Source organism: Pseudomonas sp. REP124 (genome assembly GCF_020164475.1).
Taxonomy (GTDB): domain Bacteria; phylum Pseudomonadota; class Gammaproteobacteria; order Pseudomonadales; family Pseudomonadaceae; genus Aquipseudomonas.
In genome coordinates this window covers 1-25,467 of sequence record NZ_JAIQWX010000095.1, presented here as the reverse complement: position 1 = coordinate 25,467, position 25,467 = coordinate 1, and the positions used below count along the sequence as shown (strand labels likewise).

Annotated in this window: 24 protein-coding genes and 1 pseudogene; 9 read left to right on the top strand and 16 right to left on the bottom strand. The window is 62.8% G+C overall.

Annotation, left to right across the window (positions count from 1 at the left end; all coding sequences use genetic code 11):
- Positions 1 to 30 precede the first annotated feature (30 nt).
- From madM to pilG, 15 genes are all read right to left on the bottom strand, one after another.
- Positions 31 to 795 (bottom strand): malonate transporter subunit MadM, encoded by a 765-nt coding sequence (gene madM / locus K9857_RS20725; protein WP_224538820.1) that lies wholly within the window; start codon positions 793 to 795, stop codon positions 31 to 33.
- Position 796: 1 nt separating this feature from the next.
- On the bottom strand, positions 797 to 1,213 hold the full coding sequence (madL, locus tag K9857_RS20720; protein ID WP_224538818.1) for a malonate transporter subunit MadL: 417 nt from the start codon (positions 1,211 to 1,213) through the stop codon (positions 797 to 799).
- A 65-nt stretch (positions 1,214 to 1,278) separates the two neighbouring features.
- Complete coding sequence (gene mdcH, locus K9857_RS20715) at positions 1,279 to 2,190, bottom strand: malonate decarboxylase subunit epsilon (protein ID WP_224538816.1); 912 nt, start codon at positions 2,188 to 2,190, stop codon at positions 1,279 to 1,281.
- Entirely contained in the window at positions 2,187 to 2,807 is a 621-nt protein-coding gene (locus K9857_RS20710) for a malonate decarboxylase holo-ACP synthase (protein WP_224538814.1), read from the bottom strand. The genes mdcH and K9857_RS20710 overlap by 4 nt, the downstream gene beginning before the upstream one ends.
- Positions 2,801 to 3,604 (bottom strand): biotin-independent malonate decarboxylase subunit gamma, encoded by an 804-nt coding sequence (gene mdcE / locus K9857_RS20705; RefSeq protein ID WP_224538812.1) that lies wholly within the window; start codon positions 3,602 to 3,604, stop codon positions 2,801 to 2,803. Before mdcE ends, K9857_RS20710 begins: the two co-directional genes overlap by 7 nt.
- A complete protein-coding gene (locus tag K9857_RS20700; protein ID WP_224538810.1) occupies positions 3,601 to 4,452 on the bottom strand; it encodes a biotin-independent malonate decarboxylase subunit beta in 852 nt (283 codons plus the stop codon). Before K9857_RS20700 ends, mdcE begins: the two co-directional genes overlap by 4 nt.
- Positions 4,445 to 4,744, bottom strand: coding sequence for a malonate decarboxylase subunit delta (locus K9857_RS20695; RefSeq protein WP_175376663.1), 300 nt, complete (start codon positions 4,742 to 4,744; stop codon positions 4,445 to 4,447). The genes K9857_RS20700 and K9857_RS20695 overlap by 8 nt, the downstream gene beginning before the upstream one ends.
- Positions 4,744 to 5,619: a triphosphoribosyl-dephospho-CoA synthase gene (locus K9857_RS20690; RefSeq protein ID WP_224538809.1), complete on the bottom strand. Its 876-nt coding sequence runs from the start codon at positions 5,617 to 5,619 to the stop codon at positions 4,744 to 4,746. Before K9857_RS20690 ends, K9857_RS20695 begins: the two co-directional genes overlap by 1 nt.
- Entirely contained in the window at positions 5,620 to 7,290 is a 1,671-nt protein-coding gene (gene mdcA, locus K9857_RS20685; RefSeq protein ID WP_224538807.1) for a malonate decarboxylase subunit alpha, read from the bottom strand.
- Between the two features lie 610 nt (positions 7,291 to 7,900).
- The gene (locus K9857_RS20680) at positions 7,901 to 8,371 is read right to left on the bottom strand and encodes a chemotaxis protein CheW (protein WP_175376666.1); all 471 of its coding nucleotides are present in this window, start codon (positions 8,369 to 8,371) and stop codon (positions 7,901 to 7,903) included.
- Positions 8,364 to 13,883 carry an Hpt domain-containing protein gene (locus tag K9857_RS20675; protein ID WP_224538805.1) on the bottom strand — a complete coding sequence of 1,840 codons (5,520 nt, stop codon included), beginning with the start codon at positions 13,881 to 13,883 and terminating at the stop codon, positions 8,364 to 8,366. The genes K9857_RS20680 and K9857_RS20675 overlap by 8 nt, the downstream gene beginning before the upstream one ends.
- Positions 13,884 to 13,932: 49 nt before the next feature.
- Entirely contained in the window at positions 13,933 to 15,993 is a 2,061-nt protein-coding gene (locus K9857_RS20670) for a methyl-accepting chemotaxis protein (RefSeq protein ID WP_411961593.1), read from the bottom strand.
- A gap of 211 nt (positions 15,994 to 16,204) precedes the next feature.
- The gene (locus K9857_RS20665) at positions 16,205 to 16,738 is read right to left on the bottom strand and encodes a chemotaxis protein CheW (RefSeq protein WP_224538803.1); all 534 of its coding nucleotides are present in this window, start codon (positions 16,736 to 16,738) and stop codon (positions 16,205 to 16,207) included.
- 10 nt (positions 16,739 to 16,748) lie between these two features.
- Positions 16,749 to 17,114 carry a twitching motility response regulator PilH gene (gene pilH, locus K9857_RS20660; protein WP_096514418.1) on the bottom strand — a complete coding sequence of 122 codons (366 nt, stop codon included), beginning with the start codon at positions 17,112 to 17,114 and terminating at the stop codon, positions 16,749 to 16,751.
- Between the two features lie 57 nt (positions 17,115 to 17,171).
- A complete protein-coding gene (gene pilG / locus K9857_RS20655) occupies positions 17,172 to 17,576 on the bottom strand; it encodes a twitching motility response regulator PilG (RefSeq protein WP_008152601.1) in 405 nt (134 codons plus the stop codon).
- 347 nt (positions 17,577 to 17,923) lie between these two features.
- Here pilG and gshB point away from each other — a divergent pair, with 347 nt between their 5' ends.
- The 8 genes and pseudogenes from gshB (at position 17,924) to K9857_RS20615 (ending at position 24,013) form a co-directional block, all read left to right on the top strand.
- Entirely contained in the window at positions 17,924 to 18,883 is a 960-nt protein-coding gene (gene gshB, locus K9857_RS20650) for a glutathione synthase (RefSeq protein ID WP_224538801.1), read from the top strand.
- Positions 18,884 to 18,981: 98 nt separating this feature from the next.
- Positions 18,982 to 19,881 carry an energy transducer TonB gene (locus K9857_RS20645; RefSeq protein WP_224538799.1) on the top strand — a complete coding sequence of 300 codons (900 nt, stop codon included), beginning with the start codon at positions 18,982 to 18,984 and terminating at the stop codon, positions 19,879 to 19,881.
- 70 nt (positions 19,882 to 19,951) lie between these two features.
- Positions 19,952 to 20,032: pseudogene (locus tag K9857_RS20640) on the top strand (outer membrane lipoprotein carrier protein LolA); the annotation flags it as partial.
- Between the two features lie 73 nt (positions 20,033 to 20,105).
- Complete coding sequence (locus K9857_RS20635) at positions 20,106 to 20,678, top strand: YqgE/AlgH family protein (protein WP_224538797.1); 573 nt, start codon at positions 20,106 to 20,108, stop codon at positions 20,676 to 20,678.
- Positions 20,678 to 21,115: a Holliday junction resolvase RuvX gene (gene ruvX / locus K9857_RS20630; protein WP_224538795.1), complete on the top strand. Its 438-nt coding sequence runs from the start codon at positions 20,678 to 20,680 to the stop codon at positions 21,113 to 21,115. Before K9857_RS20635 ends, ruvX begins: the two co-directional genes overlap by 1 nt.
- A 94-nt stretch (positions 21,116 to 21,209) precedes the next feature.
- On the top strand, positions 21,210 to 21,713 hold the full coding sequence (gene pyrR / locus K9857_RS20625) for a bifunctional pyr operon transcriptional regulator/uracil phosphoribosyltransferase PyrR (RefSeq protein ID WP_224538794.1): 504 nt from the start codon (positions 21,210 to 21,212) through the stop codon (positions 21,711 to 21,713).
- Positions 21,714 to 21,740: 27 nt separating this feature from the next.
- Complete coding sequence (locus K9857_RS20620; protein ID WP_175376676.1) at positions 21,741 to 22,745, top strand: aspartate carbamoyltransferase catalytic subunit; 1,005 nt, start codon at positions 21,741 to 21,743, stop codon at positions 22,743 to 22,745.
- A complete protein-coding gene (locus K9857_RS20615) occupies positions 22,742 to 24,013 on the top strand; it encodes a dihydroorotase (RefSeq protein ID WP_224538792.1) in 1,272 nt (423 codons plus the stop codon). The genes K9857_RS20620 and K9857_RS20615 overlap by 4 nt, the downstream gene beginning before the upstream one ends.
- A gap of 93 nt (positions 24,014 to 24,106) precedes the next feature.
- Here the strand turns inward: K9857_RS20615 and K9857_RS20610 are convergent, their stop codons facing one another.
- Positions 24,107 to 24,538 (bottom strand): NINE protein, encoded by a 432-nt coding sequence (locus K9857_RS20610; protein WP_224538789.1) that lies wholly within the window; start codon positions 24,536 to 24,538, stop codon positions 24,107 to 24,109.
- A gap of 249 nt (positions 24,539 to 24,787) precedes the next feature.
- Between K9857_RS20610 and K9857_RS20605 the strand changes: the two genes are divergently transcribed.
- A complete protein-coding gene (locus K9857_RS20605) occupies positions 24,788 to 25,408 on the top strand; it encodes a C40 family peptidase (RefSeq protein WP_224538787.1) in 621 nt (206 codons plus the stop codon).
- Positions 25,409 to 25,467: the final 59 nt, after the last annotated feature.

Genomic DNA, 25,467 nt, shown 5'->3' with positions numbered 1-25,467 from the left:
CGAGGCTTGCCCGCGAAGGCGTCGGAAGGCTTAACCCACAATCCCGCGAACAATGAAATACAGCACCGAAGGCCCCAACAGGCAGCCCAGCCCGGTATGGAAAGTCGCCGTCAACGCCCCATAAGGCACCAACCGCCGATCCGTCGCCGCCAGCCCCGCCGTCACCCCGCTCACGGTCCCCGCCAGACCGCCGAACACCATCGCCGAACGCGGATTGTCCAGGCCCATCCAGCGCGCTGCCATCGGCGTGCCGACCATCACCAGAATCGCCTTGATCAGGCCAGTGGCAATCGACAGCGCCATCACGTCAGACGTTGCACCAATCGCCGCCCCCGTCACCGGGCCGACGATGTAAGTCACCGCACCCGCGCCAATGGTGGTCATGCTGATCGCATCGCGATAACCGAACGCCCAGGCCATGCAGGCCCCGACAATGAACGGCAGCACCGTGCCCAGCAGCAGAGCGATCACGCCGATCATCCCGGCTTTCTTCGCCTCGGTAGCCTGCACTTCGAACGCCGTGGCGACGATGGCGAAGTCCCGCAGCATGGCGCCGCCCATCAGGCCGATGCCGGAGAACAGCGTCAGGTCCGCCAAACCTTTTTGCCCGCCCGTCAGGGTGCCGCCGACCCAGGCCAGGACCAGGCCGATGACGATGGCAATCGCCGAGCCGTGGATGCGCCCGAAGGTCAGGCGTTTCGACAGAATCACCGACACCCACATGATCACGCCGACGAAGGCGAATGCAGTGACCAGACCGTTATGTTCCAGACCTTTCTCGATGAGATCCCACATATCAGCGGCCTCCTGCTGGTGTGGCAGCTACCGATAACTCGGTCGGTTCCTCAGGCAACGGCTCACCTTTGTGAGTGCGGCTGATCAGGGCAATGGTGCAACCGCAGACCACCACCGAACCGATTGCCGCCAGCACCGCCACCGGACCGCCGTGCAGGGCCGTGACCACGTTCTGCTGCGCCGCCATGGCCACCACCACCGGAATGTACATGGCGCCCCAGAAGCCCACGCCCATCTCGCAATCCTTGGTCATGCCGCCGCGCTTTTGCATCCACAACCGTGCGCAGATCAGCAGGATCATCGCGATCCCGACCCCGCCGACGTTGGATTTTACGCCCAGCAACACGCCAAGCATGTCACCCATGATCACTCCTGCCAGCGTACAAATCGCCAACAGCGCCACACCGTAAATAATCATTGTCGTTGTCCTCAAAGTGCATCGTCGAATGTTGTTTTTGTTGTTCGAAGGCCTGAGTCGGTGGTCTAGGGTTGGCGGCTACCCTCCTCACGCAACAGCGCCTGCAGGGTATCGAGTCGCGCACCGTCGAAAGCCATGACGGTGCCTTGCTCGAACACCCGGCGCGCCAGCCCGGTCAGCACCGCACCGGGCGGCAGTTCGATGTGTAGACGTACGCCGCGCTCGTAAGCGCTTTGTACCGTGCCGCGCCAATCCACCACGCGGCACATGTTGAAAGCCAGGTCGTCGCGCAGGGCCTCGGGGTTGATGATCGGCCGTGCGCGGCTGCCACTCAGGTAGCCGATTTTCGGGGTTTGCAGCTTCACGCCGGCGAAGGCTTCGGCCAGGGTTTTCGCAGGTGCATCGAGCAGCGGACAGTGGGACGGCACACTCACCGCCAACCGTTTGGCCATGCCGGCGCCACGGCTTTTTGCGAGATCGGCCACCAGCTTCATCGCGTCGTCGCTGCCGGCGATCACCACCTGGTTATCGGCGTTGATGTTCGCCAGATAAACCGGTGAAGCATCGCTGTGAACCTGTGCCAGCAAAGCTTCCACTGTCGCCAGTTCCAGCCCGGTGATCGCAGTCATGCCATAGCCCTGAGGATAAGCCTGCTGCATCAGCTCACCGCGCAGGCTGACCAGATGCAGCGCATCGCTGAACCCCAGGGCTCCGGACACCACCGCTGCCGGATAGGCACCGATGGACAGGCCGGCGACGTAATCCACCGGCATCGACAGCTGCCGCGCCGCCGCCACACCGGCGATCAGCAGGCAGAGCTGCACCGCGCGGGTCGATTGCAACGCCTGGGCAGAATCCAACCGCGAGACGTCCTCACCGAGCACATCGCTGGCCTCGATCAGGGTTTCGCGGGACACGCGTTGAAGCATGCCTGGCTGCTGCGCACCCTGGCCCGGGAACACCAGCAAGCTGCTCACGCTGCTTGCTCCTGCGGGTTCCATGGATCAATCACCAAACAGGCCTGGCTGGCATTTTTCAGCAGCACGCGATTCGAAGCACCGGCCCACTCCCGCAAAGCCACAGCACCGAACGGCGTCTGCAATTGCATGTCCACCAGGCACTGCGCCGCATCGAGTTGAGCCACCAGCGCACGTGCGTGAACACGAGACAAAGGCTGCGGTGTACGCAGGATCAAATCCAGATCGCTGCCTTCATGCAACGCTTCAAAACCGCTGGCCAATTCGAACCCGGCGCTGCCACTGACACCCCACACCCAACCGCAACGGTCGAGCAGTGGACGCAGTTGTTTCAGCGCCCGCAGCGCCGGCAGATCTCGCGAGCTATCAACATGGCACAGCGCTTCAGGCTGCACCCGACGCGACACCGATCCAATCGCCATCGACGCCGCGTAGCGCTGCTCACGCAACCGACCACGCACACCGACCGCCACCTGCCCCGCCGCCGAAACCGCGCGCCGTACCACCACCGGCTGTCCTGCGCTGAGCGAGTCGATCACCCACGTAGGCGCGTCCGCTGGCAGCTGCTCAGGGGACATGCCCCAGAGCAGGTCGTGGGCCATGAGCGTGCTCACCACTGCTCTCTCAACAGTTGGCGAACGTGACTGGAGGCCGCGCGGTTGCTGGCGCCCAGACGACTGCTCAAGTCTCGGCCGTTGCCGGCAACATCGTTGATCGCCTGCGACAGGCATTCAGTCACGCGGCTCACGTCAGCGCCGGTTGGCGTTTCGATCTGCTCCACCGACAGGGTTTCCCAGAGCAGCCCAAGGCTGGCATAGCTGTCGATGTCATAGGCCATCGGCGGCACGCTGGCGGCCAGGGTTTCAAGTTCTTCGACACTGCGCAAAGTCACCCGCGCCGCCGATGCCTTGCCCATGGCATGCACCATCACGCCCGGATCACGCAGGGCGATCAGTCGGTTGGCCTGATAACCGTGGGCCAGAAACGCCCCGGACATCGCCTTGCCCACCAACAGGCCGATCACGGCATGACCCGCCAGACGGGCGCGTGCATAACTGTCAGCGGCAGCCGCCAGCGCCTGATGGATGCCGAGCGCTTCTTCGCGGCGGCCATAGGCCTGGCTCGGTACATCGACGATGGCGATCAGTGCGCGTTTATTCGGTTTGTCCTTGTCAGCCGTGATCACTTCATCCACCGCCTTGGCCAAGCCCCAGCCTTCAAGCAGGCCGACTTCGCCGTTGCGAGCGCGGGCGAAACGGTTGTCGGGATCGGCCACCACGGCGATAAAACGCACGGCTTGATCGCCCAGAATTCCATCGGCCACTTTCAATGAAGTCGGCAAGCCGTCGACCGCCTTGGCTTCGGCAGCCAGGGCGTTGAACCAGTGCAGGCCCCGGAGGGAATACGAACTCATGAGCGCGCTCCTTGATACAGGTCGCGAACCGTGGCCGGTTCGATTTGCGGTTCGGCGTTGAGCTGAGCCAGCCGTTGCAGAAAGAGATCGGCCTGAGCGCTGCGTTGCTGTGCCGGCAGGCCCTGCTTGAACAACTCGCTGACCTGCTGGCGTATATGCGCCACGTCGTCCTCGGCGTAACGATCCACCAGCCCGGTGGCGAAGCGCTGCTCGCCACCGGTCAGGCTCCAGATGAAGGGCCGGTCGCGGGAGTCGTATTCCTCAAGGCCGGCTTCCTGTTCGATCACCTGCGGACCGTTCAGGCCCAGACGCGCTTCCTGGGTCACTACCAGATAACTGCACAACCCGGCGGCAATCGACATGCCGCCGAAGCAACCGACGCTGCCGGCGATCACGCCGATTACCGGTTGGTACTGGCGCAGATCGACGATCGCTGCGTGGATATCGGCAATCGCCGCCAGCCCGAGGTTGGCTTCCTGCAAGCGCACACCACCGGTTTCCAGCAGCAATACGGCGCGGGTCGGGATGCCCTTGCGGTTATCTTCGGCGGCCAGTTCCAGCGCGCCGGCCATTTTCGCCCCGCCCACCTCGCCGAGACTGCCACCTTGGAACGCGCCTTCGATGGCAGCGATAACCACCGGCTGACCGTCGATGCTGCCCTTGGCGATCACCACGCCGTCATCGGCCTGCGGCACCACGCCCTGACGCGCCAACCACGGCGACATGACGCGCTGGAACGGGTCGATCAGTTCGCGAAAGGTGCCGGCGTCGAGCAGAGCTTTTGCCCGCTGCCGCGCACCGAGTTCGATGAAGCTGTGTTTGTTGAGCAACGCGGTGCTGTCAGCCATGAGCGATCTCCTCGAAGCCCTGTTCCAGGCGCAGGCGCACCACACCCGGGGTGGCGCCGAAATCGTGGATATCGATGTCCATCGCCGACGGCGTCTGGCCGTCGAACATCCGCGCGAACAGGTGCTGCCAGCGCTGCTCGCTGCCGTTGACCGAGGTCTGCACGGTGATGGTCAGCTTGCCCGGCTGGCCCGGCTGGATCAGCACTTCCAGATCGCCGGAGCCGACACAACCGACCAGCGTGCGTCCGCGCGGCGGCTGCCCGGCGGGGAATTCAAAGGATAAGGTTTCCATCAGAAAGCTCCCTGGATAAGGCTGTCGCCCGCGCCGATACGGTCGATGAACAGGCAGGCTGCGAGCAGATCGGCAGCGCCACCGGGCGAGGCATTCAAAGCGATTAATTGTTGGTCCAGCTCATGCAGCCGACGACGACCGGCGAGGCTGGCACTGCCGCCCGCATCCAGCACCGCCTGGGCGCCGCGCTGCATGGTGTGCAGGCCTTCTTCACCGGCGCGGTAGAGCACGCAGGTGTCGGCCAGTCGGGTCATGATCGCCAGCAGCGCATCGAGCCGGGCGTTCTGTTCGCCGTTGCCAGCGGTGCGGCTGCGCTTGAGTTGCGGCAGGGCCCGTTCGATCACCGACGGGAAACCCAGCTGCGCTTCTTCACGGGCACCGCGTGCGCCGTAGCGCTGGGCGACTTGTGCGCCGTGGCTGAGCGGGCGTGGCGCGTGGCGATCATCGAGCAGGGCCAGGCGAGCGGCGCGCAATGCGATGGAACCGGCAGCAGTGGATGTTGGTTCGAGGGCCACGGCGGCGACCAACAGGCCCAAGGCCCAGATCGCGCCACGGTGAGTGTTAACGCCGTCGGTGGTGGCGAGCATCGCCAGTTCGCCTTCACGACCAATCAGGCCGATGGCTTCGCGCAATGGCAGACCGATTTCGCCGATCTCGATGGCGGCCTCGGCCATTTCCTTGAACGCCGGCCACAGGGCCAGTGCCGAGGCGTGCATCAGGCCCAGGTGCAGATCGGTATGGGCGCCACTGCCGCGACGGTCGACCAGGGCCGGTTTCGGCGACAGGTCCGCTTCGTCGATCAGCGCGTCCACCGCCAGGTCCGCCAGGCGTTCGGCCAGGCTGACGGGTTTGGGTTGCAGGTTGAATGCGTGCATTTACCAGCTCCTGAACTTGGCGGGCGGGTTGTAGAGACCACCGGACCACTCCACCAGATCGGCCACGCTTTTCGCGGCGAGCAGTTCGCGGGTGGCGTCGGTGCGGCGGATACCGAGGTCTTCGGGCAAGGCGATCAGGCCTTCGCGGCGCATGCGCGCGGTGTCTTTCGGGTTGTGCCGCAAGCCGATGGCGGTCACCCCGGCGACGGCGGCGATCATCGCCTGACGCTCTTCCAGCGAGCGGGCCTTGTACAGGTAGGCGATGCCTTCTTCGGTCAGCAGGTGGGTGACGTCGTCGCCGTAGACCATGATCGGCGCCAGGGGCATGCCGCTCTTCTTCGCCACGTCGATGGCATCGAGGGTCTCGACGAAGGTCGGTTTGCCGCCTTCCTGGAAGGTCTCGACCATTTGCACCACCAGCTTCTTGCCGCGCTCGAGCATCGGTTCGGCGGCGTCGGTGTGGCGCATGTCGAGCCAGGCCGGCGTGCCGTGACGACGTCCGCGCGGGTCATGGCCCATGTTCGGCGCGCCCCCGAAACCGGCCAGGCGGCCACGGGTCACGGTGGAGGAATGACCGTCGCCATCGACTTGCAGGGTGGCGCCAATGAACAGGTCCACCGCGTATTGCCCGGCGAGCTGGCTGAACATCCGGTTGGAACGCAGAGAGCCGTCGCGCCCGGTGAAGAACACGTCGGGCCGGGCGGCGATGTAGTTTTCCATCCCCAGTTCAGTGCCGAAGCAGTGCACGCTTTCGACCCAACCGCTTTCGATGGCCGGGATCAGGGTCGGGTGCGGATTGAGGGTCCAGTTGCGGCAGATCTTGCCCTTCAGGCCCAGGGATTCGCCGTAGGTCGGCAGGATCAGTTCGATAGCGGCGGTGTTGAAACCGATGCCGTGATTGAGGGACTGGACGTTGTGTTTTTCGTAGATCCCGCGGATCGCCATCATCGCCATCAGCACGTGCACCGGCTTGATATGGCGCGGGTCGCGGGTGAACAGCGGTTCGATGTAGAACGGCTTGTCGGCCACCACCACGAAATCGACCCAGGACGCAGGAATGTCGACCCGCGGCAGATCGGTGACGTCGTCCACCAGCTGGTTGACCTGGACGATAACGATGCCGTCGCTGAAGGCGGCCGGTTCGATCAGCGCCGGGGTGTCTTCGGTGCTGGGGCCGGTGTAGATGTTGCCGGCGCGGTCGGCCATGAAACCGGCCGAGAGCACGACGTTGGGGATCAGGTCCACCACCAGCCGTGCGTAGAGTTCGATGTAGGTATGGATCGCGCCGATTTCCAGCAGCCCGTCTTCGAGCAACTGGCTGATGCGCAGGCTCTGGGTGCCGGCGAAGGAGAAGTCGAGCTTGCGGGCGATGCCGCGTTCGAACAGGTCCAGATGCTCGGCCCGCCCGACGCTGGGCATGATCATGTGCAGGTCGTGAAGCTTGGCCGGATCAGCCTTGACCAGCGAGCGGGACAGGAAATCCGCCTGCTTCTGGTTGTTGCCCTCCAGCACCACACGATCGCCCGGCAGGATCAGCGCTTCGAGCGCCGCCACAATGTTCTCGGTGGGCAGCACCACACCATCAGCCAGGCCCTTGACCAACTCCAGACGCCGCTGCTTCTCACTGCGCCGCCGCGTCCATCGCGAGTCGGGGGATATTGTTGTTGTCATGACCACTCCACGGGTTCGCTGTCGTGGGGTCACCTTAGGAGTGTTGGGTGGGGGGCATCAATCAAGCAGCGTGGTGGATCGTTACGGTCAGAGTAATGGTTGCCCGAACTGACGCCATCGCGGGCAGGCTCGCTCCCACAATTGGATCGGCGGCGATCCTTCTGTAGGAGCTGTCGAGTGAAACGAGGCTGCGATCTTTTGATTGTCAGGATCAAAAGATCGCAGCCTTCGGCGGCTCCTACAGTGGCGGGGTGTCAGGTAATGAAAATGTTGAAGCCACCAGCCTCTTCGCGGGCAAGCCCGCTCCCACAAGGTCTTCATCGAACCTGTAGGAGCGAGGCTTGCCCGCGAATAGGCCAGTGAAGACTGCAATCTGAATCAATACACAAGTCCCAAAACGGGACCGATCGGTCCTGTTTTGGGACTGTTTGGCTTTCAGAAAAACATCCCAATTTGACTGTCAGATCTGAGGCGAATTGGATGCCGCCTTCGCGGGCAAGCCTCGCTCCTACAGGGTTTCCGGTTGTTTGCAAATTTTGCATCCACCCACAATCACTGTGGGAGCGGGCTTGCCCGCGAAGAGGCCGGTAAGGTCGGAACACAAGCCAGCTCAGGCCCCCAACCCCGCCCCCACCAACAACTCCTCCATCCCCAACAAATCCGGCACCCGGGCCACTTGATCCGCCACCTGCACCGCCGCTTTTTCCAGCCGGCACAGCGGCACATCCACATAGCTCAACTGACTGTCGAGCTTGTACGACCGCGGAATCCCCTGAACCAACATCGCAATGAATTTCAGCTCCGGCCGCCCGCCCAGTGCATTGAGAATGACGATGCGCGCGCGGTCGCCGATGACGATTTTGTTGCCGCAGGCAGATTCGAAGCTCAGCAGCGGAATCTGCCGATTGCGCCAGGTGACCCGCCCCAGATACCAGGGCGGGGTGTCGAGGTCGAAGGCCGCAGGCTGGTAGTCGATCAGTTCGGCGACCGCGACGTTGGGCAGGATCAGGTTACGGTCGGCGAGCGGCAGCAGCAGCCCGGTGAGGTTGATGCTGCGCTGGTTGAGGCGCCGCTCATGCATGGGTTTTGCTCCACAGGGCAATGCTTTCGAGCAGGACCGATTCCTGGTACGGCTTGCCGAGGTAGTCGTTGACGCCGATGGCCATGGCCCTGTCGCGGTGTTTCTGGCCGGTGCGGGAGGTGATCATGATGATCGGCAGGTGCTGCAGGCGCTCATCGTTGCGCACCTGCGTCGCCACTTCGAAGCCGTCCATGCGCGGCATTTCGATGTCCAGCAACAGGATGTCCGGCATGTGCTCTTCGAGCAGCATCATCGCGTCGACCCCGTCCTTGGCCGTCAGCACGTTCATGCCATGGCGTTCGAGCAGGCGGCTGGTGACCTTGCGCACGGTGACCGAGTCGTCGACCACCATCACCAGCAACGGTTTCTGCGGTTCGAATTCGCTGTCCTGCACCGGCGGGCGTTGCGGTACGTGGGCCTGCATGGCGCGGATCGGCGCCAGCAGATCGAGAATCAGCACCACACGGCCATCCCCAAGAATCGTCGCCCCGGAAACCCCCTGCACCGCCGCGAACTGCGGGCCGAGGCTCTTGACCACGATCTCCCGGGTGCCGGCCATGGCGTCGACCTGCACCGCGACATGACGATCGTTGCACTGCACCAGCAGCACCGGCAACGGCAGGCTCTGGGCCGACAGTTTCGGCCGCGGATGGGTTTTCAGAAGATCGCCCAGATAGCACAACTCGTAGCGCTGCCCGGCGTATTCGTAAGCCGGCGGATCAAGGCGAAAATGCCCTTCGAGTTCATTGGGCAACACACGGACGATGCCGTCGATGGTGTTCAGCGGAATCGCATATTGATCCTCGCCGCACTGCACCATCAGCGCCCGGTTCACCGACACGGTGAACGGCAGGCGAATGCGGAAATGCACGCCCTGCCCCGGCACCGAATCGATGCTCATGCTGCCGCCCAGCTGCCGCACCTCTTCATGCACCACGTCCATGCCGACGCCGCGACCGGAGATCTGGGTGATTTTCTCGGCGGTGGAAAAGCCCGGCTGCATGATGAATTGCAGCACGTCACGGTCGCTGATGTCGCTGTGTTCTTCGATCAGGCCGCGCTTGATCGCCTTGCGCCGCACGGCGTCCATAGGCACGCCGGCACCGTCGTCGCGGATGTCGAAAATCATGTCGCCGCCTTCGCGCAGCAGATCGAGGGTGATCCGCCCCTGCGCCGGCTTGCCCGCCGCGGCGCGCACCTCGGCGGACTCAAGGCCATGGTCGACGGCATTGCGCAGCATGTGTTCCAGCGGCGCGGCCATGCGTTCGAGCACGTTGCGGTCCATCTCGCCTTCGGCGTTGCCGACGACGAATTCCACATCCTTGCCCAGCTCGCCCGCCACCTGCCGCACGATACGTTTCAGGCGCGGCAGCATGCGCTCGAACGGCACCATGCGCGTGCGCATCAGGCCTTCCTGCAATTCGGTGTTGATGCGGCCCTGCTGTTGCAGCAGGTTCTCCGCGTCCTGATTGCGCCGGTCGAGGGTTTCCTTGAGGTCGAGCAGGTCGGAGGCGGACTCGAACAAGGCCCGCGACAACTGCTGCAACTGCGAGTGACGGTCCATCTCCAGCGGGTCGAATTCTTCGTAGCCCAGGCGCTCGGCTTCCTGTTGTCGGCTGAGTATCCGGCCTTGGGTTTCGATGTCGAGGCGGCGCAGCTGATCACGCATCCGCTCGATGGTGGTTTCCATCTCGTTCAACGCCACTTGCGCATCGCTGACCTGCTGTTCGATGCGGCCGCGAAAGATCGACGTCTCGCCCGCCAGGTTGACCAGATCGTCGAGCAGCTCTGCCGAGACCTTGACCATGTCGGCATTGGGATCGGCCGGCTGCAACGGCGTTTCAGCCTTGACCGCGACGGGCTGCGCGACCGCTGGCGGCGTTTCGGGGGCCGGGGTTTGAGCAGCCGGCAACTCGGGAACCGAGGGATGGCTGAAGTTGCGGATCGCATCGAGCAAGTTGTCCGCCGGTGGCAACGGCTCTCCGGCGCGGACCGCATCGAGCATCTGCGCCAACCGATCGTGGCTGCGTTGCAGCAGCTCGAACAATGCGCCTGAGGGTTTCAGCAGGCCCGTGGACAAACCTTCGTAGAGAAATTCCAGCTCATGGGCCAGATCGCCGATCGGCGTGATTTCCACCATGCGCGCGCCTCCCTTGAGGGTGTGCAGGTCGCGCAGCAGGGTTTCCACTTCCTGGCGGTTCGAAGGCTCGGCCTGCCAGCGCGACAGCGCCGCGCCGGAGCTCTCGATGATGTCGAAACCTTCTTCGAGGAAGATCGAAACGATCTCGTCGTCCAGCGCCACATCGGTCGCGGTCTGTGCCAGATCGGCGGTGACGTCGCCCAGTTCGCGAATGCTCAGGGTGCGGCTGCCGTCGCTGCGAATCAGGCCCATGGCCGACGGGTCGAGGCTCTCGTTGAGCAAGCCTTGCAGGGCACGAACACGGTCCGGGCGCGGGCTGACTTCCTGGCCCGCCGCCAGTTCGTCGAGCATATCGATGAGCGCTTCGTGGGCACTTTGCGCTTCCCGGAAAAACACCTCGCTGACCGCCAGGCTACTCTCTTCCACGGCACCGTAGAGGTCGAGCAAGGCTTCGCACAGTTCATCCACCGGGTGCAGATCGGCCAGGTGCGCGCCTTCGCCCAGAGTGGTCAACTCGTCCAGCAGCGCACTGAGTTCCTGGCGCTCGCCGGGGTGCTGCTGCCAGCGCTGCAACAGGCTTTCGGCGTCCAGCAGGATGTCCATGCCCTGGGCCAGGAAGTTGTTGATCAACTGCGGATCACGCTTGATCCGCGGGCTGCTGCTGGGCGCGTCCTCAAGGCTTTGCAGCCGTTCGGCCAGCAACGACCTGGCCCGTTCGATCAGCTCGTGGGCGTGGGGAATCTCCGCCAGCGGATCCCTCTTGAGCTGACGCAAACCGAGGAGGAACAAGCCTTCGGCTTCCAGCAGCACTTCGACTTCATCCAGATCCAGGGCGATCTGGTGGGCCTTGTACTCGCGGGCCAGTTGCTCCAGTGGCACGGCCAGCTCGACGATCGGCAAGACACCGGCCATCGAAGCGCTGCCCTTAAGCGTGTGCAATGCCCGCAGCAAGGCATCGCTGGCCTGCAACGGCACATGCTCGGCGGCTTCGTCGAGGAAGCGATTGATCGCGCTCAAATGGGTTTCCGCTTCTTTGCGGAAGATCTCCAGCAACAGCGGATCGAGGGCCGAGACGTCTTGCGTGTCCTCATCGGACAATGGCTCATCGCCCTTGGCCAGTGCATGGGCGCGGGCGGCCATCTGATCGACATCGCTGCGCTGACGCTGGGCATGGGCGGCGTATTCGGCGACCAATTCCGGCAACACATTCAGTACATCGCCGATCAGTTGCTGGACCGTGGCGCCCGGCTCGACGCTGCCTTCGAGTACCCGGTTGAGCAGGTTTTCCACCGCCCAGGCCAGCTCGCCGATCACCAGCGCACGAACCATCCGACCGCTGCCCTTCAGAGTATGGAAGGCGCGGCGCAATTCGCTCAGAGCCGAGCGGTTGTCGGGGTTGATCGACCAGCGCGGCAGGTACTCGCGAAGGATTTCCAGCACCTCGTCGGTTTCTTCGAGGAACACTTCGCGCAATTCATCGTCCACCGGCTCTTCGCCTGCGGGCGGCGGCAACAGGCTGCCGGGCGTGGTCTTGGCCGGGGGATTGAGGGCCGATACAGGGCTGGCCAATACATCGGCCAGAGTCTGGGCGATGGCCGGAGCATCCAGTTCCTGCTGATATTGCAGGGACTGCGCTTCACTGGCGCTGAGCACATCGTCCAGCACCGGCACTTGTTGTTCACTGGGCTCTTCATCAGGAAAGAAGCCGAGGGTCGCCAGGCTTTGTTCGGCGATGTCGAGCAACTGTTCACCGGGCGCTTCCGGGTCGTCGTTGAGACGCTCGAGGTAGTACTCGAGGCTGGCGATGACGTCGGCCAGGCTGTCCAGTTCCTGCCAGTCCGGCTGGCCCCGCTCAAGCAACAGATGCTCGCGGATGAAGTGATTGCAGGTTTCCACCAGGCTGGCCGCGCGGCTCAGCGCAATCATCGCCAGCGCGCCGCGTACCTGAGTCAGCAAGGCCGGCAGCGGCTGCAAATGCTGACGGTCCCAGTCGGCGTCGATGTAGTCGACGATCATGTCCTTGGCCTGTTGCAGGCAGATGCGCGCTTCCTTGATCACGATCTGATGGATCTGCGTCAGGTCGGTGGTCGGCAGGGCGTCTTCTTCCTGGCTCTCGGGCTCGACGGTGCCGACCATGCCGGCCAGGGTCGCCTCGACGTAGAGCAAGGCTCCGGCGACGTCCATCAGGGTCGCGTCATCGGGGGCGCGCTGGCCCTGGACCAGGCTCAGCACCACCGCCAACTGGTCGATGATGACCTTGCGCGGCTGGCCGAAACCCAGCACCGCCAAGGTATCGGCGATCTGCCGCAGGGGCGCGAGAAGGCTGTCGAGGTCTGAAGTGTGCTGACGGTCACTGCGTACGAACAGGTCCAGGCGCTCCTTGACCCGCACCAGCTCCTCGCACAGGGCCGCGAGCACCGAACGCATGGCATCGCGGTCGGGACCGGCCAGGCGTGCGCGCTCTTCATCGACCATCGCGCTGTCCGGCAGCGCATCATCCAATCCGTAGCGTTCTTTCATGGTCAGCATCTGCCCGGTGGGGTGTTCGGCCTTGGCTATGTAGAACAGCAAACTCTTGAGCAGCTCCAGCGGCGCCGGCTGATTGATCGCGGCAATACCCTGTTCGAGCAGGCGCTTGAGTTCCTTGTCGGCGTCCTTGAACAGGCTGCGCAGCGCCGGGCTGTTGGCGATCACGCCGTCGCGCATGCCTTCGACCAGCGCCGAAGCCACTTGCCACAGCGGGCTCAGGGGCGCGTTGCCACACAGGTTTTCCAGGCGGGAAAAGACTTTGGTCAGATAGCCAAGGTTGGTGTCGCCGTCTTCCTCGCGCAGCAGACCTGCCAAGGCCATTTGCAGCATCTGCCGCAACTTGCGCAGCACATTGGGCAGATCAGCAGGTTCCAGCAGCGCCAGTTCCTCGGCGTTCAAGGGCGGCAAATCCGGCAGTTGCGGGCTGAACAGGCTGGTTTCCGAGAGCAGACTTTCACCCCGAGCGCTGCGCAGGTCGTTGATCAACGGCAGCACCACCAGCGGCAGATCGCGGCGCGCACTCTGGACCCGGTCAAGGTAGATCGGCAATTGCCCCAGGGCCTGGAGCATCAGGTGCAGCGCTTCGTCACGATGGCTGACGCGATCGTTCTGCAGGGCGACGATCAGATGCTCCATTTCTTCGGCGAGCAGGGCCGCGCCGTAGAACTCGACCATCTGCAAACTGCCGTGAACCTGATGGATGCACGCCAGGCAATCGCTCAGGGCGTGCGTCGCCTGCGGGTCATCAAGCAAGGTTTCGATCGCGTGATGAGCCTGCTTCAGCGTTTCGGCAATCTCGCCCTTGACCCATTCGAGGGCCACATAGTCGTGCCGATCACCCATAACCACTCCACATCCCACTTCATTCAAGGTTCAAGCGCCCATGGGCGGTTCAAGCGTTGTCCGTCACCGGCTCCTTGGTGGCCGGCAAGGTGAAACCGGACACCGAACGGCGCAGCTGGCTGGCCATTTTCGCCAGGTTGCCGATGCTCTCGGCAGTGGCGGTGGAGCCGGACGACGTCTGCGTGGTGATCTGCTGGATCACGTTCATGGTCAGGGAAATCTGGCCGGCAGACGACGTCTGTTGTTGTGCGGCGTTGGAAATGCTCTGGATCAGCGCCGCGAGGGTTTTGGATACGCCTTCGATTTCCTCCAGGGCCACACCGGCATCCTGCGCCAGACGCGCGCCGCGCACCACTTCGGTGGTGGTCTGCTCCATGGAAATCACCGCTTCGTTGGTGTCGGTCTGGATCGCCCGCACCAGCGTCTCGATCTGCCGGGTTGCCGCCGATGAACGTTCCGCCAACCGCTGTACTTCGTCGGCCACCACCGCAAAACCGCGCCCGGCGTCGCCGGCCATGGACGCCTGGATCGCCGCGTTGAGGGCCAGGATGTTGGTCTGATCGGCAATGTCATCGATCAGGCTGACAATGTCGCCGATTTCCTGGGACGACTCGCCCAGGCGCTTGATGCGCTTGGCAGTGTCCTGGATCTGCTCGCGAATGTTGTCCATGCCGTGGATGGTGTTGTGCACCACTTCGTTGCCCTTGTTGGCGATTTCCACGGAGCGCTCGGCTACCGCCGAGGATTCGGCGGCGTTGGCCGAGACCTGATCGATGGATTCGGCCATGTCGTTGATCGCGGTGGAGGCCTCGCTGATCTGCTGGGCCTGATGTTCGGAGGCCTGGGCCAGGTGCATGGCGGTGGCCTGGGTTTCCTGCACGGCGGCGGCGACCTGCCCGGCGGTGAGGTTGATGGTCGCCACCAGATCGCGCAGTTGGTCCACGGAATAGTTGATGGAGTCGGCGATGGTCCCGGTGAAGTCTTCGGTCACCGAGGCGGTCACGGTCAGGTCGCCGTCGGCCAGGTCCTCGATCTCATCGAGCAGGCGCATGATCGCGTTCTGGTTGCGTTCGTTCTTCTCGGCGGTTTCCCGCAACTGGCGGTTGGTTTCGCGGACCATGACCATGCCGATCAGGATAATCGACGCCAGCGCCGCCAGGCCCAGCACATAGCCGCCGATGGTGTCGGTGTCGCGCCCGCCGGCGAGGTTTTCGAAACCGCTGGCCAGGTGCGAGGCTTCGTCGAGCAGGGTTTGCGACAGGCTGAAAATGTTGGTGGCCGACTCGCGGACCTTGAACAGTTCGGGGGAGGTTTCGAGGATTTCATCCACGGAGCCGGAGACGAATTCGAACAGTTCGGAAATCTCCATCAGGCGCGCCCGCGCATCGCGATCTTCGACCTGGCTGACCCGCAATGCCACGTTGCCGTTCAGCATGCCGTTGAGCACCTGGCCGAAACGCGCGGCATCGCGACCGAAGGCGTCGGCGGCCTGCTGGGAGTTTTCATCGCCGGACAGCACCGTGTTCACTGCGCCAAGGATGCGCTCGGCCAGAAGCGACTGACGCTGGGCCATCGCCACTTGGGCCGCGGGAGCACCCCGTTGCAGGAGGATTTCCACGACTTTTTCGTATTCGACCTGCAACTGCGGCACGGTTTCGGCCAGGGTCGCGGCGACCTGATGCAGCGAGAGCACGGTCTGCTCGCTGGTGAGGATAGCGTCGGTGTTTTTCAGCAGGCGTTCCCAGTCCAGTTGCACCGCGCGCATTTCCGGGCGCACGGCTGGCGGCGCCGGCGGCAGGCCGGTGGCGGGGTCGCCTTTTTTCAGATAACTCCAGCGCTGGGCAAAGTCATTGCGCGCATCGCTGAGCAACTTGAACGCCGCGGCCTTGCCGGCGGCGGCTTCGGTGGCGTTCTTGGCAATGCGCTGGGACAGCACGCGCAGTTCGCCGGCGTGTCCGATGTACTGCTTGTCGTACGTGGCCTGGGTGTTGAGGTAGGCGAAGTTGGCGAACAGCAACATGATGAAAATGATCAACGCGATGAACAGCGCGATGATCTGTGAACGACTGCGCGACCCTTCCATTGGCTTGCCTGTTTTAGCTTTTATCATCGGTCTTCGCCTGACTGCTGATTTCTCTGACGCGATTACTCACCCGAAACGACGAACCCTTGTAGCAGCTGGCGAAGCCTGCGTCCGGCCGCGCAGCGGTCGTAAATCCTGATATCGCGGTACATCTGGAAAATTGCATAACCTGATTCTGCGAGGGCTTCGCCCTCGGACGCAGCCTTCGGCAGCTGCTACAGGAGGCCCTGCGTGTTCGTTATATCGCGATGTTCATGAACCCTTGTGACTGCGCCAGCGCAAAAGGGCTGAACACCTGCCAACTCTGCTCGCGCTCGAAGCGGCCCTGAATGAACGGCGCCATCGGGCCGTCCAGCGTATCCACCGGTTCCAGGCTATCCTGGGCAAAATGCTGCAGGCCGAAGACTTCATCGACCATCAGCCCGGCGAACACCTCCTGATGCTCCACCACCAACACCCGCCGCTGCCGGCGTGCTGTGGACAGTTCATGCCCCAGGAACCCACCCAGGTCCATGATCGGCAGCAAGCGTCCGCGCAGGTTGGCCACGCCCTTGACCCAGGACCTGACCCCCGGCACCTGGGTAAAACGCGGTTCGTGCAGCACTTCGCTGACTTCGCTCATGGGCGCGACGTAGCAGTGATCGCCCAGTCGAAAACCGATGCCGCTCCAGTGGTCCTGGCCGGTTGGCTGCGACGGCAATTCGGCCGCGAGCAGGCGACAGCGCTGGTCGATCTGCAGCAGCAACTCGAAAGCCGTCAGCGACTCGGTCATGACCGTGCGATCAACCGTTCAACACGTTATTCAGGGTTTTGAGCAGGGTTTCTTCGTCCACCGGCTTGGTCAGGTAATCCTTCGCGCCCTGGCGAGTGCCCCAGACCTTGTCGGTTTCCTGATCCTTGGTGGTGATGATGATCACCGGGATGTGCCCGGTTTCCGGGTCCTTGGTCAGCTGGCGAGTCGCCTGGAAGCCGTTCAGGCCCGGCATGACGATGTCCATCAGCACAGCATCGGGTTTTTCCAGGCGGGCCAGGGCCACGCCGTCCGCGCCGTTTTCGGCTTTCAGGACTTCATGACCGTGCTTTTCCAGCATGCCGGTCAGTTTGTACATTTCAGTCGGCGAGTCATCGACGATCAGAATACGTGCCATGGTCTTCCCCATTCTTGTCGACGCAGGGCCCGTTGGCCGAGCGTCACTGTAGGTGTCTTACTGCGGCAAAACGGCGGCGAAGCCCGGAACATGGGCCTGGATCGCGTTGAGCAGTTCTTCCTTGCTGAAAGGCTTGGTCAAAAATTGATCGGAACCGACGATGCGCCCCTTGGCCTTGTCGAACAGCCCGTCCTTAGACGACAGCATAATCACCGGCGTGGACTTGAAGGCACTGTTGTTCTTGATCAGGGCGCAGGTCTGATAGCCATCCAGGCGCGGCATCATGATGTCGACGAAGATGATGCCGGGATGGTTATCGGCAATCTTGGCCAGCGCATCGAAGCCGTCGATGGCCGTAATGACCTCACAACCGACGTTTTTGAGCAGCGTTTCGGCGGTGCGGCGAATAGTTTTCGAATCGTCGATCACCATGACCTTCAAGGCGCTGGAATGCTGTTCCATAAATGCTCTGCCGTCGCCTTTGCGAATCTATTTGTCCATTTCCGGTAACCGGAAGGCTCGAAGCCCTTGATACGCAAGGGCCAGTACCACTTGGCAGCCTTTTTAGCACAGTCTCCCATGCCAATCTATCGGCCGACCGGTGCGGTGGTTTTTCCTTGACCGGGAACACACTCGGCGCCACTCTGACGCCACTTTTTCGTGTCCTTTGGGCTGATGTTGTTCCCTGTGGGAGCGAGCCTGCTCGCGATGGAGTGTCAGTCGACACCCATGTAGCAGATACACCATCGCGAGCAGGCTCGCTCCCACAGTTGGACCTTTTTTGCCCTCCCTATCTGAGGAAAGACCCCATGGGCGTTCGCGTCGGGATTGTCATGGACCCTATCGCAAGCATCTCCTATAAAAAGGATAGCTCGCTGGCCATGCTGCTGGCTGCGCAGAAGCGCGGCTGGGAACTGTTCTATATGGAACAGCGCGACCTCTACCAGGCCGAAGGCCAGGCCCGGGCGCGCATGCGTCCGCTCAAGGTATTTGCCAACCCGGAGAAATGGTTCGAACTGGAAGCCGAGCAGGATGCCCTGCTGAGCGATCTGGACGTGATCCTGATGCGCAAGGATCCGCCGTTCGACATGGAGTTCGTCTATTCCACGTATCTGCTGGAACAGGCCGAAACCGCCGGCGTGCTGGTGGTCAACAAGCCGCAGAGCCTGCGCGACTGCAACGAAAAGCTGTTCGCCACGCTGTTCCCGCAGTGCACTCCGCCGACCATCGTTAGCCGTCGCGCCGATGTATTGCGTGATTTCGCCGCCAAGCACGGCGACGTGATCCTCAAGCCGCTGGACGGCATGGGTGGCACGTCGATCTTCCGTCACCGCGCCGGCGATCCGAACCTGTCGGTGATTCTGGAAACCCTGACTGCCCTGGGTAACCAGCAGATCATGGGCCAGGCCTACCTGCCGGCGATCAAGGATGGCGACAAGCGCATCCTGATGATCGACGGCGAGCCTGTGGATTACTGCCTGGCGCGCATCCCTGCCGCGGGCGAAACCCGTGGCAACCTCGCCGCCGGAGGCCGTGGCGAAGCCCGTCCGCTGAGCGAGAAAGATCGCTGGATCGCCGCCCAGGTCGGTCCGACCCTGCGCGAGAAAGGCCTGCTGTTCGTGGGCCTGGACGTGATCGGCGAGCACCTGACCGAAATCAACGTCACCAGCCCGACCTGCATCCGCGAAATCGACAACGCCTTCGGCACTGACATTGGCGGCATGCTGATGGATGCCATTGAGAAGAAGCTGCAAGCCAAAAAGGCCTGACAAACAGTTTGTCGCTTGCCACTTGAAGCTTGAAGCTAAAAACCAACATTGCGTTATCATGCCCGGCCTGTGAAAAACGCGATGTTGGTTTTTTTGCCATGACCCTCCCATCCGATCTGCCCGCCGAACTTGCCCATACGGGCGTGCGCGCGGCTGATCGTCTCGGTTTTACCCTGTTTCTGGCGGCGCTGGTGCATCTGGCGTTGCTGCTGGGCGTCGGTTTCACGATGGTCGAGCCCAAACAAATCAGTAAAACCCTGGAAATCACCCTCGCCACCTTCAAAAGCGAAAAGAAGCCGGAGAAAGCCGACTTCCTCGCCCAGGAGAACCAGCAAGGCAGCGGCACCCTGGATAAGAAGGCCATCCCCAAGACCACAGAGGTCGCGCCCTTCCAGGACAACAAGGTGCAGAAGGTCACCCCTCCGCCCGCGGCCAAGCCCGAGGTGCAGGAGACCGCACCCAAGGCGGCGGTGACCACCGTTGCGCCAAAGCCGAAAAAAGCCGCCACCAAGACCGAAGAACCCAAGCCGGTCACCAAACCCGCGGTGGCCGCGCCGACCTTCGACAGCGAGCAACTGTCCAGCGACATTGCCAGCCTGGAAGCGGAGCTGGCCAATGAACAGCAGCTGTACGCCAAGCGCCCGCGCATCCACCGCCTGAGCGCCGCCTCGACCATGCGCGACAAAGGTGCCTGGTACAAGGACGAATGGCGCAAGAAAGTCGAGCGCATCGGCAACCTCAACTATCCCGACGAAGCCCGGCGCAAACAGATCTACGGCAACCTGCGCCTGATGGTCTCGATCAACCGCGACGGCTCGCTGTATGAAGTGCTGGTGCTGGAGTCCTCCGGACAACCGCTGCTGGACCAGGCCGCCCAGCGCATCGTGCGCCTGGCCGCACCCTTTGCGCCGTTCACCGGCGACCTGTCGGACATCGACCGCCTGGAAATCATCCGGACCTGGAAATTTGCCCGCGGCGACCGCCTTTCCAGCAATTGACCCCCACACCAATCACCTTGTGGGAACGATCGGCCAACGCCCATCCCCTGTAGGAGCTAGCTTGCTCGCGATGGTCGTCAACGATAACGCTGGAAGCCTGACACCCCGCGGCGCTCTCAGGTTCATCGCGAGCAAGCTCGCTCCTACAGTTGGGTGGGGTTGAATTCGTTTTCAGGTGCATCCCCAGCTTGTCAGTTCGCCCCTCGAACGCCACACTAGCGGTCATGAAAAACGTCAGCCCCAGCTACCTCAAGCATCACTTCCTGATCGCCATGCCTCACATGGCCGACCCGAACTTTGCCCACACCTTGACGTATATCGTCGAGCACACGGCCAATGGCGCCATGGGGCTGGTGGTCAACCGTCCGCAAGACCTGAATCTGGCCGACATCCTTGAGCAACTGCGCCCCGATATCGAGCCGCCTGCCCTCTGCCAGCATGTACCGATCTTCATCGGCGGACCCGTGCAGACCGATCGCGGTTTTGTCCTGCATCCATCGGGACAGTCCTATCAGGCGACCGTTGATCTGGAAGGCGATCTGTCCCTGTCGACATCCCAGGACGTGCTGTTCGCCATCGCCGATGGCGTCGGCCCGGCGAAAAGCGTGATCGCCCTCGGTTACGCCGGCTGGGAAGCGGGGCAGTTGGAGTCCGAACTGTCGCAGAACGCCTGGCTGACCTGCCCGTTCGACGCCAACATCCTGTTCAACACCAGCAGCGAGCTGCGTCTGGAAGCGGCGGCCAAGCACCTTGGCGTCAACTTGAGCCTGCTTACCAGCCAGGCGGGGCACGCCTGATGGCCCTGCGGTTGATCCTGGGTTTTGATTACGGCACCAAACAGATCGGCGTAGCGGTCGGCCAGGTGATTACCGGCCAGGCCCGCGAGCTGTGCACCTTGAAGGCGCAGAACGGCATTCCCGACTGGGATCAGGTCGAAGCCCTCATTAAAGAGTGGAAGCCTGACGCCGTAGTGGTCGGCCTGCCGCTGAACATGGACGGCACGCCCAGCGACATGTGCGTGCGTGCGGAGAAATTCGCCCGTCGCCTCAACGGCCGTTTCAACCTGCCCTTCTATACCCACGATGAACGCCTGACCACCTACGAAGCCAAGGGCGAACGCCTGGCCCGGGGCGGACAGAAAGGCAGCTACCGCGACAACCCGGTCGACGCCATCGCCGCCGCCCTGCTGCTGCAAGGCTGGCTCGACGAAAACGGCGCGCTGTTCGAAACCTGATGCACTTAAACCCGAAGAGCCGCCTAGCGGCTCTTTTAGTGATACCCCGAGCCACTTCCAGCAGCACCGGCCTCGGGCCCAAGAAGGAGCAACCATGAGCCTGCCCAATCCCGCCGAACTGATCAGCCAGATGGCGATCAGCCTCAAGGCACACCTGGAACACCGTGGCATCAGCGAACCGCGCTACATCGGTATCCGTACCGGCGGCGTCTGGGTCGCCCAGGCCCTGCTCAAGGAGCTGGGCAGCGATGAGCCCCTCGGCACGCTCGACGTTTCCTTCTACCGCGACGACTTCAGCCAGAACGGCCTGCACCCGCAAGTGCGCCCCTCGGCACTGCCGTTCGAGATCGAAGGCCAGCATCTGGTGCTGATCGATGACGTGTTGATGAGCGGCCGGACCATCCGCGCCGCCATGAACGAACTCTTCGACTACGGCCGTCCGGCCAGCGTGACCCTGGTGTGCCTGCTCGATCTGGACGCCGGAGAACTGCCGATCCGCCCGAACGTGCTGGGTGCGACCCTGTCCCTGGCCACCCACGAGCGGGTGAAACTGTCCGGCCCTGAGCTTGAGCTCGAAATCCAGGACCTTGCCCTTTAATCCGCCCTATTGAGAGTCCCCCTCGCGATGACGCCTCCAGAAACCAAGCGCCCGCTGCAGCTCAATGATCAGGGCCAGCTGCGCCATTTCCTTTCGCTCGACGGTCTGCGCCGCGAGCTGCTGACGGAAATCCTCGACACCGCCGACTCCTTCCTCGAAGTCGGCGCCCGGGCGGTCAAGAAAGTACCGCTGCTGCGCGGCAAGACCGTGTGCAACGTGTTCTTCGAGAACTCCACTCGTACCCGCACCACCTTCGAACTGGCGGCCCAGCGCCTGTCGGCGGACGTGATCACCCTGAACGTGTCGACATCGTCGGCGAGCAAGGGGGAAACCCTGCTCGATACGCTGCGCAACCTGGAAGCCATGGCTGCCGACATGTTCGTCGTGCGCCACGGTGATTCCGGCGCCGCGCACTTCATCGCCGAACACGTGTGCCCGCAGGTGGCGATCATCAATGGCGGCGACGGCCGTCACGCCCACCCGACCCAGGGCATGCTCGACATGCTGACCATCCGCCGGCACAAGGGCAGTTTCGAAAACCTCTCGGTGGCCATCGTCGGCGACATCCTGCACTCGCGGGTCGCGCGCTCGAACATGCTGGCCCTGAAAACCCTCGGCTGCCCGGACATCCGCGTGATCGCGCCGAAAACCCTGCTGCCGATCGGCGTCGAGCAATACGGCGTGAAGGTTTACACCGACATGACCGAAGGCCTTAAGGACGTTGACGTGGTGATCATGCTGCGCCTGCAGCGTGAGCGCATGACCGGCGGCCTGCTGCCGAGCGAAGGCGAGTTCTACCGCCTGTTCGGCCTGACCACCGCGCGCCTGGCCGGCGCCAAGCCCGATTGCATCGTGATGCACCCGGGGCCGATCAACCGTGGCGTGGAGATTGAGTCGGCTGTGGCCGACGGTCCGCACTCGGTGATCCTCAACCAGGTGACCTACGGCATCGCGATTCGTATGGCCGTGCTGTCCATGGCCATGAGCGGGCAGACCGCGCAGCGTCAATTCGAGCAGGAGAACGTGCAGTGAAGCTCAGTATTCTTGGCGCCCGCGTCATCGATCCGGCCAGCGGCCTGGATCAGGTCACCGATATCCACATCGAAGCCTGCAAGATCGTCGCCCTTGGCGCCGCGCCAGCCGGTTTCGTCGCGGTCGACACCATCGACGCCAAAGGCCTGGTGGCCGCACCTGGCCTGGTCGACCTCAACGTCGCCCTGCGCGAACCGGGCTACAGCCGCAAGGGTTCGATCGTCAGCGAAACCCGCGCCGCAGCAGCCGGTGGCGTGACCAGCCTGTGCTGCCCGCCCAAGACCAAGCCGGTGCTGGACACCTCGGCCGTGGCCGAACTGATCCTCGACCGCGCCCGCGAAGCCGACAACACCAAGGTGTTCCCGATCGGCGCCTTGAGCAAAGGCCTGGACGGCGAACAGCTGGCCGAACTGGTCGCCCTGCGCGACGCCGGCTGCGTGGCCTTCGGCAACGGCCTGGAGAGCTTCCGCAACACCCGCACCCTCTGCCGGGCGCTTGACTACGCGGCTACTTTCGACCTGACGGTGATTTTCAACTCGCAGGATCACGATCTGGCCGATGGCGGCCTGGCCCACGAAGGCCCGACCGCGAGCTTCCTAGGCCTGCCGGGCATTCCGGAAACCGCCGAAACCGTGGCCCTGGCCCGGGATCTGCTGCTGGTTGAGCAGACCGGCGTGCGTGCACACTTCAGCCAGCTCACCAGTGCTCGCGGCGTCGCGCTGATCGCCCAGGCTCAGGCCCGTGGTTTGAAGGTCACCGCCGATGTGGCGCTGTACCAGCTGATCCTGACCGATGAAGCATTGATCGACTTCAGCAGCCTCTATCACGTCCAGCCGCCGCTGCGCACCCGCGCCGACCGCGACGGTCTGCGTGAAGCGGTGAAGTCCGGGGTGGTCTCGGCCATCTCCAGCCATCACCAGCCCCACGAACGCGACGCGAAACTGGCACCGTTCGGCGCCACCGAGCCGGGCATCAGCAGCGTTGAACTGCTGCTGCCGCTGGCGATGACGCTGGTTGAGGATGGCTTGCTGGATCTGCCGACGCTGCTGGCACGCCTGAGTGCCGGCCCTGCCGAAGCAATGCGCCTGCCGGCGGGCAAGCTGGCGGTGGGTGGTGCGGCGGATATCGTGCTGTTCGACCCGGCAGCCTCGACCGTCGCCGGTGAGACCTGGCTGTCCAAGGGCGAGAACTGCCCGTTCATCGGTCACAGCCTGCCGGGCGTAGTGCGTTATACCCTGGTGGATGGCCGGATCAGCCATCAGGCGTAACCACCGCCCACCGCAATCGCGAGCAGGCTCGCTCCCACAGGGGATTTGTGTCGTTCACAGATCCTGTGTGGGAGCGAGCCTGCTCGCGATGGGTTACTGAAAGGTCACCCGGCTCTGAGAGTTACGCAACGAAACCTGGTCATTCAGCGTCCAGAAGTCATACAGCACCCCCACGAAGAACAACCCGCCCGTCAGCAGGTAGATCAGACCGCTGATCCACTTGCCCTGATACATCCGGTGCACGCCGAACACCCCGAGAAACGTCAGCAGAATCCACGCCACGTTGTATTCGATGGGCCCGGCGGTGAAGCGCAGGTCCGCTTCACGGTCCATGGCCGGGATCAGGAACACGTCGATCAGCCAGCCTATGCCCAGCAAACCGAGGGTGAAAAACCAGATCGTCCCGGTCACCGGCTTGCCGTAATAAAAGCGGTGAGCCCCGGTAAAACCGAAAATCCACAGCAGATAACCGATCACTTTGCTGTGGGTGTCTTGCTGAACAGCGGACTGCTGATAGGGGTTCATGAATGACCTCAATTCACGCGATAGATAAATATTCTTTAAATCTTTGTGACTTTTTTACGAGTGGCCGACGGATGGCAGGTGCTACCTTGTGACCCGTGAAACCCTTGTACCACCTGACTCCTGTCCGACAATTGCGTCAATTTGACGCTTATTTGGTTCCGTTAGACCAAAGTGGAATCGACCAACGGCCTCGGGAATCAAAAAAAAGCTGTTATAAAGTTTCGCGCTAACCAATACGAGCCCTGCCTGATGCGTCCATTTTTTAAGACATGGCTAACCATTTGCCTATTATTGCCACTGGCCGCCCACGCCACCAATCGTGAGCAACGTCTTCCGAACGTTAATGGTTACACCCCAAAATCCCATGCTTCGGGTCCTTCGAGCAAAAGCAAGAAATCGGTCAAAACCGCTCCTCAACTGAGCAGCAGCAAAAGCGGCCTGGTTCCGCCAATGGCGACCAAGGAAAGCAGCAACGTGCTTAGCCGCGCTGTTAATGTCCTCGGTACTCCGTACCGTTGGGGCGGCAGCAGCCCGAGCAAAGGTTTCGACTGCAGCGGTCTGGTGAAATACGCGTTCAACGACGCCACCTTCGACCTGCCACGCACGTCCAACGCCATGGCCAGCGGTCACGGCGAGAAAGTCGAGCGCGCCGACCTCAAGCCCGGCGACCTGATTTTCTTCAACATCAAGAGCCGTCGAGTCAATCACGTTGCCATCTACCTGGGTAACGACCGCTTCATCCACGCACCTCGCCGTGGCAAGTCGGTGAGCATCGATACCTTGAAGAAGCCGTACTGGGAAAAACATTACGTTGTTGCCAAGCGGGTTCTGCCGAAAGAACAGAACGCACTGCGGGTTGTTCAGCGCTGATAGAGCTACCGGGGCCAGCCTCGGGATTTGCTTTGAACATGATGGCCTCATCGCGGGCA